The sequence below is a fragment of the Salmonella sp. 32010601201800023SM genome (genome assembly GCF_017572235.1).
GTDB classification, from domain to species: domain Bacteria; phylum Pseudomonadota; class Gammaproteobacteria; order Enterobacterales; family Enterobacteriaceae; genus Salmonella; species Salmonella enterica.
Genome location: NZ_JAGEQS010000010.1, coordinates 59,153 through 74,762 on the forward strand (window position 1 = coordinate 59,153; position 15,610 = coordinate 74,762).

At 53.6% G+C, this 15,610-nt stretch carries 14 protein-coding genes; 11 read left to right on the forward strand and 3 right to left on the reverse strand.

Going from position 1 to position 15,610, the window contains the following annotated elements:
• Nucleotides 1–2: 2 nt before the first annotated feature.
• Nucleotides 3–623, reverse strand: a complete 621-nt coding sequence (gene rhtB, locus J4617_RS21815) for a homoserine/homoserine lactone efflux protein (protein ID WP_000142523.1) — start codon at nt 621–623, stop codon at nt 3–5.
• Between the two features lie 110 nt (nt 624–733).
• Here rhtB and pldB point away from each other — a divergent pair, with 110 nt between their 5' ends.
• The 3 genes from pldB to J4617_RS21830 all read left to right on the forward strand — a co-directional run bounded on the left by pldB (nt 734) and on the right by J4617_RS21830 (nt 3,546).
• Nucleotides 734–1,750 (forward strand): lysophospholipase L2, encoded by a 1,017-nt coding sequence (gene pldB, locus J4617_RS21820; protein WP_000487685.1) that lies wholly within the window; start codon nt 734–736, stop codon nt 1,748–1,750.
• 15 nt (nt 1,751–1,765) lie between these two features.
• Entirely contained in the window at nt 1,766–2,566 is an 801-nt protein-coding gene (yigL, locus tag J4617_RS21825) for a sugar/pyridoxal phosphate phosphatase YigL (RefSeq protein ID WP_000285338.1), read from the forward strand.
• An 80-nt stretch (nt 2,567–2,646) separates the two neighbouring features.
• A complete protein-coding gene (locus J4617_RS21830; protein ID WP_001196257.1) occupies nt 2,647–3,546 on the forward strand; it encodes a carboxylate/amino acid/amine transporter in 900 nt (299 codons plus the stop codon).
• On the opposite strand, the gene metR is transcribed toward J4617_RS21830, so the two are convergent.
• On the reverse strand, nt 3,434–4,387 hold the full coding sequence (gene metR / locus J4617_RS21835) for an HTH-type transcriptional regulator MetR (RefSeq protein WP_000569786.1): 954 nt from the start codon (nt 4,385–4,387) through the stop codon (nt 3,434–3,436). The genes J4617_RS21830 and metR overlap by 113 nt on opposite strands.
• Before the next feature lie 235 nt (nt 4,388–4,622).
• On the opposite strand from metR, the gene metE reads away from it, so the two are divergent.
• Both metE and J4617_RS21845 read left to right on the forward strand, forming a co-directional pair.
• A complete protein-coding gene (metE, locus tag J4617_RS21840) occupies nt 4,623–6,887 on the forward strand; it encodes a 5-methyltetrahydropteroyltriglutamate--homocysteine S-methyltransferase (RefSeq protein ID WP_000154179.1) in 2,265 nt (754 codons plus the stop codon).
• Nucleotides 6,888–7,221: 334 nt separating this feature from the next.
• A complete protein-coding gene (locus J4617_RS21845) occupies nt 7,222–8,565 on the forward strand; it encodes an anaerobic sulfatase maturase (RefSeq protein ID WP_000017947.1) in 1,344 nt (447 codons plus the stop codon).
• A 79-nt stretch (nt 8,566–8,644) separates the two neighbouring features.
• Here J4617_RS21845 and J4617_RS21850 read toward each other — a convergent pair whose 3' ends face one another.
• Entirely contained in the window at nt 8,645–9,457 is an 813-nt protein-coding gene (locus J4617_RS21850) for a dienelactone hydrolase family protein (RefSeq protein ID WP_000213959.1), read from the reverse strand.
• Nucleotides 9,458–9,715: 258 nt separating this feature from the next.
• Between J4617_RS21850 and udp the strand changes: the two genes are divergently transcribed.
• The 6 genes from udp (at nt 9,716) to tatA (ending at nt 15,610) form a co-directional block, all read left to right on the forward strand.
• Complete coding sequence (udp, locus tag J4617_RS21855; RefSeq protein WP_000045169.1) at nt 9,716–10,477, forward strand: uridine phosphorylase; 762 nt, start codon at nt 9,716–9,718, stop codon at nt 10,475–10,477.
• Nucleotides 10,478–10,616: 139 nt separating this feature from the next.
• On the forward strand, nt 10,617–12,047 hold the full coding sequence (gene rmuC, locus J4617_RS21860) for a DNA recombination protein RmuC (RefSeq protein ID WP_000355562.1): 1,431 nt from the start codon (nt 10,617–10,619) through the stop codon (nt 12,045–12,047).
• 95 nt (nt 12,048–12,142) lie between these two features.
• Nucleotides 12,143–12,898, forward strand: coding sequence for a bifunctional demethylmenaquinone methyltransferase/2-methoxy-6-polyprenyl-1,4-benzoquinol methylase UbiE (ubiE, locus tag J4617_RS21865; RefSeq protein WP_000229009.1), 756 nt, complete (start codon nt 12,143–12,145; stop codon nt 12,896–12,898).
• A gap of 9 nt (nt 12,899–12,907) precedes the next feature.
• Entirely contained in the window at nt 12,908–13,513 is a 606-nt protein-coding gene (gene ubiJ, locus J4617_RS21870; protein ID WP_001116088.1) for a ubiquinone biosynthesis protein UbiJ, read from the forward strand.
• Complete coding sequence (gene ubiB, locus J4617_RS21875) at nt 13,510–15,150, forward strand: ubiquinone biosynthesis regulatory protein kinase UbiB (protein WP_000187559.1); 1,641 nt, start codon at nt 13,510–13,512, stop codon at nt 15,148–15,150. Before ubiJ ends, ubiB begins: the two co-directional genes overlap by 4 nt.
• A gap of 205 nt (nt 15,151–15,355) precedes the next feature.
• Nucleotides 15,356–15,610: a Sec-independent protein translocase subunit TatA gene (tatA, locus tag J4617_RS21880; protein ID WP_000508972.1), complete on the forward strand. Its 255-nt coding sequence runs from the start codon at nt 15,356–15,358 to the stop codon at nt 15,608–15,610.

Consider the following 15,610-nt stretch of genomic DNA (forward strand, 5'->3'; position numbering starts at 1 on the left):
TATCACGCGTGTCTTGCCGACGCCAGGAGCGCGCCTACCAGCATAAACAACGAACCAAACGCTTTATTCAGTGCCTTCATCTGCTTTGGTCCTTTAATCCAGGCGGCAATGCGCTGCGCCAGTGTGGCGTAACCGGTCATCACAATCATATCCACCACAATCGTGGTGACGCCGAGAATGAGGTACTGCGCCAGTTGCGGTTGCTGCGGCATGATGAATTGCGGAAACAGGGCGGCAAGAAAGACAATACTTTTGGGATTGGTTAGATTGACAAATATCGCCCGTTTGAACAGCCGACCCCGCGATTGCGTCTGGGCGAGAGTATGCAGATCGATAGCGCCTGCGGCGCGCCATTGCTGGATACCCAGCCAGATAAGATAAGCCGCGCCAGCCCATTTCAGAATTTCAAAAGCGAGGAGCGAGCGCGAAAAGAGCGTACCCAGTCCGACGCCCACCAGTACGATATGTATCCCCAGTCCGGTCTGGAGCCCGGCGATAGAAGCCGCTGCGCCCCGATATCCATGGTTGATAGACGTCGTCATGGTATTGATGGCGCCTGAACCCGGAGAAAGACTCAACAGAGTTGAGGTCAGTAGATAGGCGAACCACCATTCAAAGGTCATGCGAAACTCCCTGGTTGTCTGTTTTTGTGCCACAATACGCTACTGCCGCTGTGTTGTGTCAGGCACGACGCAAAAAACGATTTTACCTGGTAAACGAGGCCGAAAACCCGATGTTTCAGCAGCAAAATGACTGGGAAACAAGAGAAAATGCGTTTGCCGCTTTTGCTATGGGGCCGCTGACCGATTTCTGGCGTCAGCGGGAAGAGGCGGAGTTTATCGGCGTGGGTAACATTCCGGTGCGCTTTGTCCGTTTTCGAAATGATTCCAACGATCGGACGATCGTCATTTGTCCTGGCCGCATTGAGAGTTATGTAAAATACGCTGAACTGGCGTATGACCTTTTTCATCTCGGTTTTGATATCTTCATCATCGACCACCGTGGTCAAGGGCGCTCCGGGCGGATGTTATCGGACCCGCATCGGGGTCATGTCGATCATTTTAACGATTATGTTGAGGACTTAGCGGCGTTCTGGCAGCAGGAAATTGAGCCGGGGCCGTGGCGTAAGCGTTATATCCTGGCGCACTCAATGGGGGGCGCGATAGCCACCCTGTTCCTGCAACGCCATCGTGTGCGGTGCGACGCTATTGCGCTCACCGCGCCGATGTTTGGTATTGTGATACGCTTGCCTTCCTTTATGGTGCGCCATATTCTCGACTGGGCCGAAGGGCACCAGCGTATCCGTGAAGATTACGCTATTGGTACCGGTCAGTGGCGGGCGTTGCCGTTTGGGATGAATGCGCTGACCCACAGCCGCCAGCGTTATCAGCGCAACTTACGATTTTATGCCGACGAGCCGCAGCTGCGCGTTGGCGGCCCCACCTGGCATTGGGTACGCGAAGGCATTCTGGCGGGTGAGCAGGTTCTGGCTGGGGCGAGCGATGACACGACGCCTACGCTACTGATTCAGGCGGAAGAAGAGCGGGTAGTGGATAACCGCACCCACGATCGTTTTTGTGAAATTCGCGCCGCGGCGGGATACCCTTGTGAAGGGGGAAAACCGCTGGTTATCAAGGGCGCGTACCATGAGATCCTTTTTGAAAAGGACGCCATGCGCTCAGTCGCGCTTAACGCCATTGTTGAATTTTTCAACAAGCCTAATTTATCCAGCGGAAATCGCTTTGCTTAGAGGTTAAATTTTATTATGTATCAGGTTGTTGCGTCTGATTTAGATGGCACGCTGCTCTCCCCCGACCATACGTTGTCCCCTTATGCCAAAGAGACTCTGAAGCTGTTGACCGCACGCGGCATCCATTTTGTCTTTGCCACTGGTCGTCATCATGTCGATGTAGGGCAAATCCGCGATAATCTTGAAATCAAGTCTTACATGATCACCTCCAACGGCGCGCGAGTGCACGATACCGACGGGAATTTGGTTTTTACGCATAATCTGGACAGCGACATTGCCAGCGACCTGTTCGGGGTGGTGAATGCGAACCCGGACATCGTGACTAACGTTTATCGCGACGACGAATGGTTTATGAATCGTCATCGCCCCGATGAAATGCGTTTTTTCAAAGAGGCGGTATTTAACTATTCGCTGTTTGAGCCTGCGCTGCTGGAGCCGGAGGGCGTCAGCAAAGTGTTTTTCACCAGCGACACTCATGAAAAGTTGTTGCCGCTGGAGCAGGCGATTAACGCGCGCTGGGGCGATCGGGTAAACGTGAGCTTCTCCACGCTAACCTGTCTGGAAGTGATGGCGGGCGGAGTGTCGAAAGGTCATGCGCTGGAAGCGGTCGCTCAGGCGATGGGGTACAGCCTGAAAGAGTGTATCGCCTTTGGCGACGGAATGAACGACGCTGAAATGCTCACGATGGCGGGCAAAGGCTGCATCATGGGCAATGCGCACCAGCGTCTGAAAGACCTGTATCCCGAACTTGAGGTGATCGGCATCAACGCGGATAACGCCGTGCCGCATTACCTGCGCGATCTTTTCTTACGCTGATGTGATTGTTTGTTAGTTGACCAGTTGTCAACTTCACTCTCCGCTACAATGGGTGTTCCCTGTTTTAAGAGACATCCATTGTGGCGCTACTCATCATTACCACTATCCTGTGGGCTTTCTCCTTTAGTCTATTTGGCGAGTATCTTGCCGGGCATGTCGATAGCTATTTCGCGGTGCTGATACGCGTTGGGCTGGCGGCGCTCGTTTTTCTGCCGTTTTTGCGTACTCGCGGGCACAACCTAAAAACCATCAGCCTGTATATGCTGGTGGGGGCGATGCAGCTTGGCATCATGTATATGTTGAGCTTCCATGCTTACCTCTACCTGACCGTATCCGAACTGCTGCTGTTTACCGTTCTGACGCCGCTCTATATCACGCTGATTTACGATGTGATGAGTCAGCGTCGTTTGCGCTGGGGCTATGCATTTAGCGCGTTGCTGGCGGTGATTGGCGCCGGGATTATTCGCTACGATCGCGTGACCGACCATTTTTGGGTAGGTTTGCTCCTGGTGCAGCTTTCTAATATCAGTTTCGCTATCGGAATGGTGGGGTATAAACGTCTGATGGAGACCCGTCCCATGCCGCAGCACAACGCCTTTGCGTGGTTCTATCTGGGGGCGTTTTTGGTGGCGGCGGTGGCGTGGTCGCTGTTGGGGAACGCGCAAAAGCTGCCGGAAACCACGCTGCAATGGAGCATTCTGGTGTTTCTCGGCGTGGTGGCGTCCGGCATTGGCTACTTTATGTGGAACTATGGCGCTACCCAGGTAGACGCCGGGACGCTGGGTATCATGAATAATATGCATGTTCCCGCAGGACTGCTGGTTAATCTTGCCATCTGGCATCAGCAGCCCCACTGGCCAAGCTTTATTACAGGCGCGGCTGTGATCCTGGCTTCGCTGTGGGTGCATCGAAAATGGGTCGCTCCGCGCTCCGCACAAACGGCAGATGATCGCAGGCGTGATCCCGCGTCGAGCGAATAAACGCCTCGGTCACCGCCTGACGCTGGTCGCCGTCGCGCACGGCGGCATACAGGCGGCTCCACAGACCATCGCCCAGGGTTTTGGTCACCACCAGACCCTGGCGCTCAACGCTTTCCACCACCCAGTGCGGCAGGGCGGCAATACCCATTCTGGCCGCCACCATCTGAATCAGCAGTAGCGTATTATCCACGCTTTTCAGCAGCGGACTGATACCCGCCGGTTGCAGGAAATGTCGCCAGACATCCAGTCGGCTGCGCTGCACCGGGTAAATCAACAGCGTTTCGCTGGCTAAATCTTCCGGCGTAATCTGCGTTTTGCTGGCCAGCGGATGGTCGGGCGCCAGCACCAGTCGGACTTCAAAATCAAACATCGGCGAATAATGCAGCCCGCTGCGCGGCAAAATATCCGACGTCATCACCAAATCCAGCTCGCCTTGTTGCAAGGCCGGTTGCGGATCAAAAGTGACGCCGGATGTGAAATCCATTTCTACCTGCGGCCAGCTTGCACGGAAGTTTTCCAGCGCCGGGGTCAGCCACTGAATACAGCTATGACATTCAATAGCGATGCGCAGACGAGTTTGCTGCGGTTCGTTGCACGCCTGCAGCGCACGGCTGATTTGCGGCAGCACCTGGTTTGCCAGTTGCAGCAGAACTTCCCCCTGCGGCGTAAAGCGCAGCGGCTGGCTTTTACGCACGAACAGGCGGAAGCCAAGGCGTTGTTCCAGATCGCTGAACTGATGAGACAGAGCGGATTGGGTCTGGTGCAGCACCGCAGCAGCAGCAGCCAGCGATCCACTATTCCGCAATGCCTGGAGTGTTTTCAGATGTTTAATTTCGATCATGAAAGTCCTTCACTTCGCCATGAACAAATTGCGCTTGAGGAATATACAGTACCTTTACATTATGGATGTGTAAACATCCAGACGTCTAAAATCCGTCGTCTTTTAAATTGATGGTGCGTTGGCTGCGTTTCCTCACCCCGGTCACTTACTGATGTAAGCTCCCGGGGATGAGCAAACTTGCCGCCTTCCCTGAATTTAAAATACTTAGGATTTACATATAATTAGAGGAAGTAAAATGACAATATTGACTCATACCCTCGGTTTTCCTCGCGTTGGCCTGCGTCGCGAGTTGAAAAAAGCGCAAGAGAGCTACTGGGCGGGGAACTCAACGCGTGAAGCGTTACTGGCGGTGGGGCGCGAACTGCGCGCGCGTCACTGGGAGCAGCAGAAACAAGCGGGTATTGACCTGTTACCGGTAGGCGACTTTGCCTGGTACGACCATGTTCTGACCACCAGCCTGCTGTTAGGCAATGTGCCGGCTCGTCATCAGAACAACGACGGTTCCGTGGACATCGACACTCTGTTCCGCATTGGCCGCGGTCGCGCGCCAACCGGCGAACCGGCGGCGGCAGCGGAAATGACCAAATGGTTTAATACTAACTATCACTACATAGTACCGGAGTTCAGCAAAGGCCAGCAGTTCAGACTCACCTGGACACAATTGCTGGAGGAAGTGGACGAAGCGCTGGCGCTGGGGCATAAGATCAAACCCGTACTGCTGGGGCCTGTCACGTATCTGTGGCTGGGTAAAGTGAAAGGCGAACCGTTTGACCGCCTGACGTTGCTGAAAGACATTTTGCCGGTGTATCAGCACGTGCTGGCTGAACTGGCGAAGCGTGGTATTGAGTGGGTCCAAATTGATGAGCCAGCGCTGGTGCTGGAACTGCCGCAGGCGTGGCTGGATGCCTTCAAACCGGCTTACGACGCGCTTGCCGGCCAGGTGAAGCTGTTGCTGACGACCTATTTTGAAGGCGTGACGCCAAACCTGGACACTATTATCGCGCTACCGGTACAGGGGCTACATGTTGACCTCATTCATGGCAAAGATGATGTAGCGGAACTGCATCAACGTCTGCCGGTCGACTGGCTGCTCTCCGCAGGCTTGATTAACGGGCGTAATGTCTGGCGCGCCGATTTGACCGAAAAATACGCGCAGATTAACGCCATTGTGGGCAAACGCGCGCTGTGGGTAGCATCCTCCTGCTCTTTGCTGCACAGCCCGATCGATCTCAGCGTCGAAACGCGTCTGGATACGGAAGTTAAAAGCTGGTTTGCCTTTGCGCTGCAAAAATGCGGTGAACTGGCGTTGCTGCGCGATGCGCTGAACAGCGGCGAAACGGCGGCGCTTGAGGAATGGAGCGCACCGATTCAGGCTCGTCGTCACTCCCGCCGCGTACATAATGCCGCGGTAGAAAAACGCCTGGCGGCGATCACCGCGCAGGACAGCCAGCGTGAGAATCCGTATGAGGTGCGCGCTGAAGCGCAACGCGCCCGCTTTAAACTTCCCGCCTGGCCGACGACGACTATCGGTTCGTTTCCGCAAACCACGGAAATTCGCGGCCTGCGTCTGGACTTCAAAAAGGGCAACCTCGACGCGAATAACTACCGCACCGGCATCGCCGAACATATCAAACAGGCTATCATCGAGCAGGAGCGTTTAGGGCTGGATGTGCTGGTACACGGCGAAGCCGAGCGAAACGACATGGTGGAATACTTCGGCGAGCATCTGGACGGCTTCGTCTTTACCCAGAATGGTTGGGTGCAAAGCTATGGCTCCCGCTGTGTGAAACCGCCGGTAGTGATTGGCGATATCAGCCGTCCGGCACCGATTACCGTGGAGTGGGCGAAATATGCCCAGTCGCTGACCGACAAGCCGGTAAAAGGGATGTTGACCGGCCCGGTGACTATTCTTTGCTGGTCATTCCCCCGCGAAGACGTGACCCGTGAAACGATTGCGAAACAGATTGCGCTGGCGCTGCGTGATGAAGTCGCGGATCTGGAGGCGGCGGGGATCGGGATTATTCAGATCGACGAACCGGCGCTGCGTGAAGGTTTACCATTGCGTCGCAGCGACTGGGACGCCTATCTGGAATGGGGTGTGGAAGCCTTCCGCATCAACGCGGCGGTGGCGAAGGATGAAACTCAGATCCACACCCACATGTGTTACTGCGAGTTCAACGACATTATGGATTCGATCGCCGCGCTGGACGCGGATGTGATCACCATTGAGACCTCCCGCTCGGATATGGAGTTGCTGGAGTCGTTCGAAGCGTTCGACTACCCGAACGAAATCGGGCCGGGCGTGTACGATATTCACTCGCCGAACGTGCCGAGCGTCGAGTGGATTGAAGCCCTGCTGAAGAAGGCGGCACAGCGTATTCCGGCACAACGCCTGTGGGTGAATCCGGACTGCGGTCTGAAAACTCGCGGTTGGCCAGAAACCCGCGCGGCGTTAGCGAACATGGTCAAAGCGGCGCATAATCTGCGTCAGGCGAAATAGCCCATCCTGACCGCTGCGTTTATCCGGCAGCAATGCGGCGCTACCCTTTGACGGGTAGCGCCCGTGTCTGACCTGATTAACAGCGCCTCTTTCTTCTCATTTCCCTTTTTCTTATTTTCCGCGCTGTCTTTTTCAGGATCTGGCTATTTGGCGATCTTGATAATAAAAAGGTTCTCCGTATGAATGACAACCAGGCGGATAGCGTCCCCGGAAGCAGCGCGGCGGCTTTTATTGCCTCGCAGATCGTTTGTCCTGTCATGATCGCCCAGCGCTCTCATAGCACAAAACGAGGTTTTCCATTCTGTTATGTTCCCTGGCGACGATAAACGTCGCATTGTCTCATGGCGCAGGTGAACCTTATTTTTTAACGGAGATGTCTGACATGGCGGTAGCAGGTTGTCACGTAATGGCCAAACCCGGCGGCGCGATCTGCAATATTGATTGCACATATTGCTTCTATCTTGAAAAAGAGGCGCTGTACCCGGAACGCAATAAAAACTGGCGAATGTCGGACGAGACGCTGGAACAGTTTATACGCCAGCATATTGCCGCGCAGAGTGGCGACCGCATTGACTTTGCCTGGCAGGGCGGCGAACCGACCATGATGGGACTACCGTTTTTCCGCCGGGTTGTCGCATTATGTGAAAAGTACGGCGATGGGCGAAAAATCACTCATGCGTTGCAGACGAACGGCATCCTGGTGAATGACGAGTGGGCGCGCTTTTTCGCTGAACAGCATTTTCTCATCGGTCTCTCTATCGACGGCCCGGCGTCGTTACACAACCACTATCGGCTTAATCGCGCTGGAAAAGGAACTCATGAACAGGTCGTCGCAGCAATGGCGCGGCTTAAAGCGCACCATGTCGACTTTAATACCTTAACCGTCGTGGGAAAACATAACGTCGGTCATGCAGCAGACGTCTACGAATTTCTTCTGGCGGCGGGATCGCGTTTTATTCAGTTTATCCCGCTGGTGGAGCGAATGAGCACCGATAACTCATCGGTACTTAATCTGGTGATGCCCGGCGAAAGCGCGGCGACGCTGGCGCCATGGACGGTACCGTCGTGGCAATATGGCGAATTTCTCAACCAGATCTTTGATATCTGGGTTCGTCGCGACGTAGACCGCGTCTATGTGCAGATGTTTGACGTGGCGTTAGCCGCCTGGACGGCGCAGCAGCCGGTACTGTGTGTACATTCCGAGACTTGTGGACATGCCTTCGCGTTGGAGTCGAACGGCGATCTCTACAACTGCGACCACTTTGTCTACCCGGAGCATCTGCTGGGAAATATCCACCAGCACAGCATCAAAGCCTTAAATAATAGCGAGCGGGCTATTGCGTTTGGCGAGGCCAAGCGGGAGACCCTGACCGCCGATTGTCGTCGCTGTGACTACCGCTTTGCGTGTCATGGCGGCTGTCCGAAGCATCGCTTTGCCGTCTCGCCGTCCGGTCATCCTGCGCATAATTACTTGTGTGCGGGCTATAAGCATTTTTTCCAGCACGTTACGCCGTATATGAATGTCTGGCGGGAGCTGCTGGCGCAAGGCTATCCGATGGCATCGATCATGCGCTGGCTGGCGCAGGACGCGCGTAAAGACACAGGAGCCGTCAGTCGTAACCATCTCTGTCCCTGCGGCAGCGGCAAAAAATATAAAAAATGCTGTGGTAAAGCATAGCTAACGTGGCGATGACGCTTTGTTGAGCCTATACCGACTCCGGTCTCGTAGGCCCAACAAACATCGTAATGCGCTGTGGTTAGCCTTTTTTCCCGCCGTACTGAGCGAACCATTCCAGCATTCTTTGCCAGCCGTCTTTCGCCGAGGCTTCGTGGTATCCCGGACGATAATCGGCATTAAACGCGTGCCCTGCATCGGGATAGACCACGATTTCCGCCTTCGCATTAGCGGCGCGTAGCGCCTGACGCATGGTTTCCACGCTCTCCTGTGGAATACTGGTATCCTGTCCGCCGTATAAACCCAGTACCGGCGCGTTAAGATCGGTGGCGATATCAACGGGATGCTTCGGCGAATTGAGTGACGTGTCGCCCACCAGCTTGCCGTACCACGCTACCGCTGCTTTTAACTGTGGGTTGTGCGCGGCGTACAGCCAGGTAATTCGGCCTCCCCAACAAAAACCGGTGATCATCAGCCGATGCGCATCCCCGCCGTTGCGCGAAGCCCAACTGGCTACGTGATCCAGGTCGGCAAGGACTTGCGAATCGGGTACTTTAGCCACCAGACCGCTCAATAATGTGGGTATATCGGCGAAATCATTGGGGTCGCCTTCGCGGAAATAGAGCTCCGGTGCGATAGCGAGATAGCCTTCCAGCGCCAGTCGTCGGCAAATATCGCGAATGTGTTCATGTACGCCAAAAATTTCCTGTACCACAATGACCACAGGCAATGCGCCGTCGCTTGCCTTTGGTCTGGCGTAATAGGCTGGCATATCGTCGCCCTGAGAGGGAATCGACGTTATCCCCGCGCTAATGGCCCCATCAGGCGTATGAATCATCGTAGGGGCAAGTGGGGAAGCTGCAGGTGCAAAGCCGGATGGATGTGTCGTTGTCATGGTATTCTCCGTACCCTTAAAAAATAGCGCAATCTTAACTATAGACAGTGTGTAACAAACCACATTGCCTTAAAGCGGCTATCTTTTGTGCAATGCCTGGCGATATTGATTATTTATTGTGATGCGCATCACTTTTTAATGGTAAACGAGTGCAATTGTTTTACGCCATAGTGATGACTGTCACGAAAATATCTTTATGCCTTAGGTAAAGTGTCTTTTTGCTTCTTCTGACAAACCCGATTCACAGAGGAGTTTTATATGTCCAAGTCTGATGTTTTTCATCTCGGCCTCACCAAAAACGATTTACAAGGGGCCCAGCTCGCCATCGTCCCTGGCGATCCTGAGCGTGTGGAAAAGATCGCCGCGCTGATGGATAAGCCGGTTAAGCTGGCATCTCACCGCGAATTCACCTCCTGGCGCGCTGAGCTGGATGGCAAAGCAGTTATCGTTTGCTCTACCGGTATCGGCGGCCCGTCTACCTCTATTGCCGTGGAAGAACTGGCGCAACTGGGTATTCGTACCTTCTTGCGTATCGGCACCACGGGGGCTATTCAGCCGCACATCAACGTCGGCGACGTTCTGGTAACGACCGCATCCGTACGTCTGGATGGGGCAAGCCTGCATTTTGCGCCGATGGAATTCCCGGCGGTTGCCGACTTTGCCTGCACCACCGCGCTGGTTGAAGCCGCGAAATCGATTGGCGCCACGACTCACGTTGGCGTAACCGCCTCTTCCGACACTTTCTATCCGGGTCAGGAACGTTACGACACCTATTCTGGCCGCGTTGTTCGTCGCTTCAAAGGCTCTATGGAAGAGTGGCAGGCGATGGGCGTGATGAACTACGAAATGGAATCCGCTACGCTGTTAACCATGTGCGCAAGCCAGGGTTTACGCGCAGGTATGGTGGCGGGCGTTATCGTTAACCGTACCCAACAAGAGATTCCGAATGCGGAAACGATGAAACAAACTGAAAGCCACGCGGTGAAAATCGTCGTGGAAGCGGCCCGTCGTCTGCTGTAATTCTCCTCTCTTTTGCAAAGGCCGACGCGTTCGGCCTTTTCTTTTTGCGTGGCGCCTCGCAGGAAATCCCTTTTAAACTGGACGTTTATACAGCACAATTCTATTTTGTGCAGGACAGTGTGGTTCCAGGAGAGGTGTTGTGGATATTACTCTTATGATAAGCGCCGTCGTGGCGCTGGCGGCTGGGGCGGTGATTGGCTGGCTGGCGACGAAAGCGCACGCCGATCAAATCCGCGCCGATCTTATCGAAGAACGGCGTGAGCTGGATATCGAACTTAGCGCGGCCCGGCAGCAATTAGCGCAAGAAGCGCACTGGCGCAGTGAATGCGAGTTACTTAATAACGAACTGCGTAGCCTGCACAGTATTAATACCTCTCTGGAAGCCGATCTGCGTGAAGTCACGACCCGTCTGGAAGCGACTCAGCAACACGCGGAAGACAAAATCCGTCAGATGATCAACAGCGAACAGCGTTTAAGCGAGCAGTTTGAAAATCTGGCGAATCGTATCTTTGAACACAGTAATCGTCGCGTAGACGAACAAAACCGACAAAGCCTGAATAGCCTGCTGACGCCGCTGCGTGAGCAACTGGACGGTTTTCGCCGCCAGGTTCAGGAGAGTTTTGGCAAAGAAGCGCAGGAGCGGCATACGCTGGCGCACGAAATTCGTAATTTGCAGCAGCTTAACGCGCAAATGGCGCAGGAAGCGATCAACCTGACGCGCGCCCTGAAAGGGGACAATAAGGCGCAAGGAAACTGGGGCGAAGTTGTGCTGGCGCGGGTGCTGGAGGCATCCGGACTGCGTGAAGGCTACGAATACGAAACCCAGGTCAGTATTGAGAACGATGCGCGCTCGCGGATGCAGCCGGATGTCATCGTCCGCTTGCCGCAGGGCAAAGATGTGGTCATCGACGCTAAAATGACGTTGGTCGCCTACGAGCGTTACTTTAACGCTGAAGATGACTACACGCGCGAGGCCGCTTTACAAGAGCACATCGCCTCGGTGCGCAATCATATTCGCTTACTGGGGCGTAAAGACTACCAGCAGCTTCCCGGCCTCCGCTCGCTGGACTATGTTCTGATGTTTATCCCCGTAGAACCCGCTTTCCTGCTGGCGTTAGATAAACAGCCCGAACTGATAACCGAGGCGCTGAAAAATAACATTATGCTGGTAAGCCCCACGACGCTGCTGGTGGCGTTACGGACAATCGCCAACCTGTGGCGCTATGAACACCAGAGCCGCAATGCGCAGCACATCGCAGACAGAGCCAGTAAGCTCTACGATAAAATGCGGTTGTTCGTTGATGATATGTCAGCGATCGGTCAGAGTCTGGATAAAGCGCAGGATAACTACCGCCAGGCGATGAAAAAACTTGCGTCGGGGCGTGGCAACGTTTTGGCGCAGGCGGAGGCCTTCAGGGGGCTAGGCGTGGAAATCAAACGCGAGATTAATCCGGATTTAGCGGAACAGGCCGTTACGCAAGATGAAGAATATCGTTTACGATCGATCCCTGAAGGGCGGCAGGATGAACATTATCCCAATGATGAACGGGTGAAGCAGCAGTTAAGTTAACCCATACGGAGTAGTTTAGTCCTGGCGCAGAGTAGGGCAAATTGGCCCAATCTGTTACACTTCTTGAACATTTTTATCGATAAGCAGGCACTGAGATGGTGGAAGATTCACAAGAAACGACGCACTTTGGCTTTCAGACCGTCGCTAAAGAGCAGAAAGCTGACATGGTGGCCCACGTTTTTCATTCTGTGGCGTCAAAGTACGATGTGATGAATGACTTAATGTCATTTGGCATTCATCGTTTGTGGAAGCGCTTCACCATTGATTGCAGTGGCGTGCGTCGTGGACAAACCGTTCTCGATTTAGCGGGTGGTACGGGCGATCTTACCGCGAAATTTTCACGTATGGTCGGGGAAACTGGCAAAGTTATCCTGGCGGATATTAATGATTCCATGCTCAAAATGGGGCGTGAGAAGCTGCGTAATATCGGCGTGATCGGCAACGTAGAGTATGTGCAGGCGAATGCCGAAGCTCTGCCTTTCCCTGATAATACGTTTGATTGCATTACCATTTCGTTTGGTTTGCGCAATGTAACGGAAAAAGAAAAAGCGCTGCGGTCAATGTTCCGTGTGTTGAAACCCGGCGGACGTTTACTGGTGCTTGAATTTTCCAAGCCTATCATTGAGCCGCTGAGTAAAGCGTATGACGCCTATTCTTTCCATATTTTACCGCGTATTGGCTCGATGGTCGCGAACGATGCGGATAGCTATCGGTATCTCGCGGAATCCATCCGTATGCATCCCGATCAGGATACCTTAAAAGCCATGATGCAGGACGCCGGATTTGAGAGCGTGGATTATTACAATCTGACGGCGGGCGTTGTGGCATTGCACCGTGGTTATAAATTCTAGGAGGGTGGAATGCCTTTTAAACCCTTAGTGACCGCAGGAATTGAAGGTCTCCTCAATACGTTTCTGTATCGTTCGCCAGCGCTGAAATCAGCCAGAACGCGCTTACAGGGAAAAGTACTGTGTGTGAAACTAAAGGGATTTTCGACGCCATTAGTCCTGGTATTCAGCGAACGCCAGGTTGATGTGCTGGGGGCATGGGAAGGCGAAGCGGACTGTACGGTAATCACTCAAGCTAGCGTTTTGCCAAAACTACGCGATCGTCAGCAGCTGGCCGCGCTTATTCGCAGCGGCGAACTGGAAGTGCAGGGCGATATTCAGGTCGTGCAAAATTTTGTGGCGCTCGCCGATCTCGCCGAATTCGATCCTGCGGAGCTGTTGGCGCCATACACGGGTGATATTGCGGCGGAAAGTATCGGTAAGGCCGTGCGTGGCGGGGCTAAATTCCTGCGCCACGGGTTTCAACGCCAGCAGCGTTATGCCGCTGAAGCGATCACTGAAGAGTGGCGTATGGCGCCTGGCCCGCTGGAAGTCGCATGGTTTGCCGAAGAAACCGCGGCTGTTGAGCGCGCCGTAGATGCTCTGACCACACGGCTGGAAAAACTGGAGGCCAAATGACGCCAGGTGAAGTACGGCGCCTATATTTCATCATCCGCACGTTTTTAAGCTACGGCCTTGATGAACTCATCCCCCGAATGCGTCTTACACTGCCACTCCGATTATGGCGCTATTCGCTGTTCTGGATGCCAAACCGGCATAAAGATAAATTGCTGGGTGAACGATTAAGACTGGCGTTGCAAGAGCTGGGACCGGTCTGGATCAAATTTGGTCAGATGCTCTCCACACGCCGTGACCTGTTCCCGCCGCAAATCGCCGATCAGCTCGCTTTGCTCCAGGATAAAGTCGCGCCATTCGATGGTCGGCTGGCGAAAGCCCAGATTGAAGAGGCGATGGGGGGGCTACCTGTCGAAGCCTGGTTTGACGACTTTGATATCCAGCCTTTAGCGTCGGCGTCAATCGCCCAGGTACATACCGCGCGATTGAAATCAAACGGTAAAGAAGTGGTTATTAAGGTCATTCGCCCGGATATTTTGCCGGTAATTCAGGCAGACCTGAAACTGATTTATCGCCTTGCTCGCTGGGTACCACGCCTGTTGCCGGATGGGCGTCGTCTGCGCCCGACGGAAGTGGTGCGTGAGTATGAGAAAACGCTGATCGATGAGCTGAATCTGCTGCGGGAATCGGCCAACGCGATTCAGTTACGCCGCAATTTTGAAAATAGTCCCATGCTGTATATCCCGGAGGTGTACTCCGATTACTGTAGCCAGAACATGATGGTGATGGAGCGGATATACGGCATTCCGGTTTCGGATGTGGCGGCGCTGGAAAAGAACGGCACCAACATGAAACTGCTGGCGGAACGCGGGGTTAAAGTTTTCTTCACCCAGGTTTTCCGCGACAGCTTTTTCCATGCGGACATGCATCCGGGAAATATTTTTGTCAGCCATGAACACCCTGAAAACCCGCAATATATCGGCATTGACTGCGGTATCGTCGGGTCGCTAAACAAAGAAGATAAGCGCTATCTGGCTGAAAACTTTATCGCGTTCTTTAATCGCGATTACCGAAAGGTGGCGGAGCTGCATGTCGATTCAGGCTGGGTTCCGCCAGATACCAACGTTGAAGATTTTGAGTTTGCCATCCGCACCGTCTGTGAACCTATCTTTGAAAAGCCGCTCGCGGAAATCTCGTTTGGTCATGTGTTGTTAAACCTTTTCAATACAGCGCGTCGATTTAACATGGAAGTCCAGCCGCAACTGGTGTTGTTGCAGAAAACATTATTGTATGTTGAAGGGGTTGGGCGGCAACTTTATCCTCAGCTTGATTTGTGGAAAACGGCGAAGCCGTTTCTTGAGTCCTGGATCAAAGATCAGGTGGGTATTCCGGCTCTCACGCGGGCTCTTAAAGAAAAAGCGCCGTTCTGGGTCGAAAAAATGCCAGAAATACCTGAACTGGTGTACGACAGTTTGCGCCAGGGCAAATATTTACAGCACAGTGTTGATAAGATTGCGCGCGAGTTACAGGTAAACCATGTGCGCCAAAGTCAGTCTCGTTATTTATTGGGAATTGGCGCAACGCTGTTACTGAGCGGGTCATTCTTACTCGTCAACCGCCCTGAATGGGGATTGATGCCTGGCTGGCTCATGGTCGGCGGCGTAGTTGTCTGGCTGGTTGGCTGGCGTAAAACTCGTTGAGATTTTTTATCGCTCAACGCCGGTTGTGTCACGCAGGTACATATTATCACTCGAGGCAATACTCAGGCCGCAAGTCAAGGTCGTCCCGGTCGTATGTAAAAGTATGTGAATAGGGCGGGCGAAAGCGGCTAACAAAGAGGCAGCGCGAAGGATAATGTGTATAATGCGGCCCTATTAATTCATCATCTATCACAGAGGAACATGTATGGGTGGTATCAGTATTTGGCAGTTGTTGATTGTTGCCGTCATCGTCGTACTGCTGTTCGGCACCAAAAAACTCGGTTCCATCGGTTCCGATCTTGGCGCGTCTATCAAAGGCTTTAAAAAGGCCATGAGCGATGATGATGCCAAACAGGATAAAACCAGTCAGGACGCTGATTTTACCGCTAAATCTATCGCGGATAAGCAAGGCGAAGCGAAAAAGGAAGACGCTAAAAGCCAAGATAAAGAGCAGGTATAA

Bases quoted from the DNA above. Each gene is read 5' to 3' on its own strand.
- ubiB (WP_000187559.1), top strand. From the start codon at position 13,510: ATGACGCCAGGTGAAGTACGGCGCCTATATTTCATCATCCGCACGTTT.
- yigL (WP_000285338.1), top strand. From the start codon at position 1,766: ATGTATCAGGTTGTTGCGTCTGATTTAGATGGCACGCTGCTCTCCCCC.
- J4617_RS21850 (WP_000213959.1), bottom strand. From the start codon at position 9,457: ATGACAACGACACATCCATCCGGCTTTGCACCTGCAGCTTCCCCACTT.
- metR (WP_000569786.1), bottom strand. From the start codon at position 4,387: ATGATCGAAATTAAACATCTGAAAACACTCCAGGCATTGCGGAATAGT.
- ubiJ (WP_001116088.1), top strand. From the start codon at position 12,908: ATGCCTTTTAAACCCTTAGTGACCGCAGGAATTGAAGGTCTCCTCAAT.
- rhtB (WP_000142523.1), bottom strand. From the start codon at position 623: ATGACCTTTGAATGGTGGTTCGCCTATCTACTGACCTCAACTCTGTTG.
- tatA (WP_000508972.1), top strand. From the start codon at position 15,356: ATGGGTGGTATCAGTATTTGGCAGTTGTTGATTGTTGCCGTCATCGTC.
- udp (WP_000045169.1), top strand. From the start codon at position 9,716: ATGTCCAAGTCTGATGTTTTTCATCTCGGCCTCACCAAAAACGATTTA.
- pldB (WP_000487685.1), top strand. From the start codon at position 734: ATGTTTCAGCAGCAAAATGACTGGGAAACAAGAGAAAATGCGTTTGCC.
- metE (WP_000154179.1), top strand. From the start codon at position 4,623: ATGACAATATTGACTCATACCCTCGGTTTTCCTCGCGTTGGCCTGCGT.
- ubiE (WP_000229009.1), top strand. From the start codon at position 12,143: ATGGTGGAAGATTCACAAGAAACGACGCACTTTGGCTTTCAGACCGTC.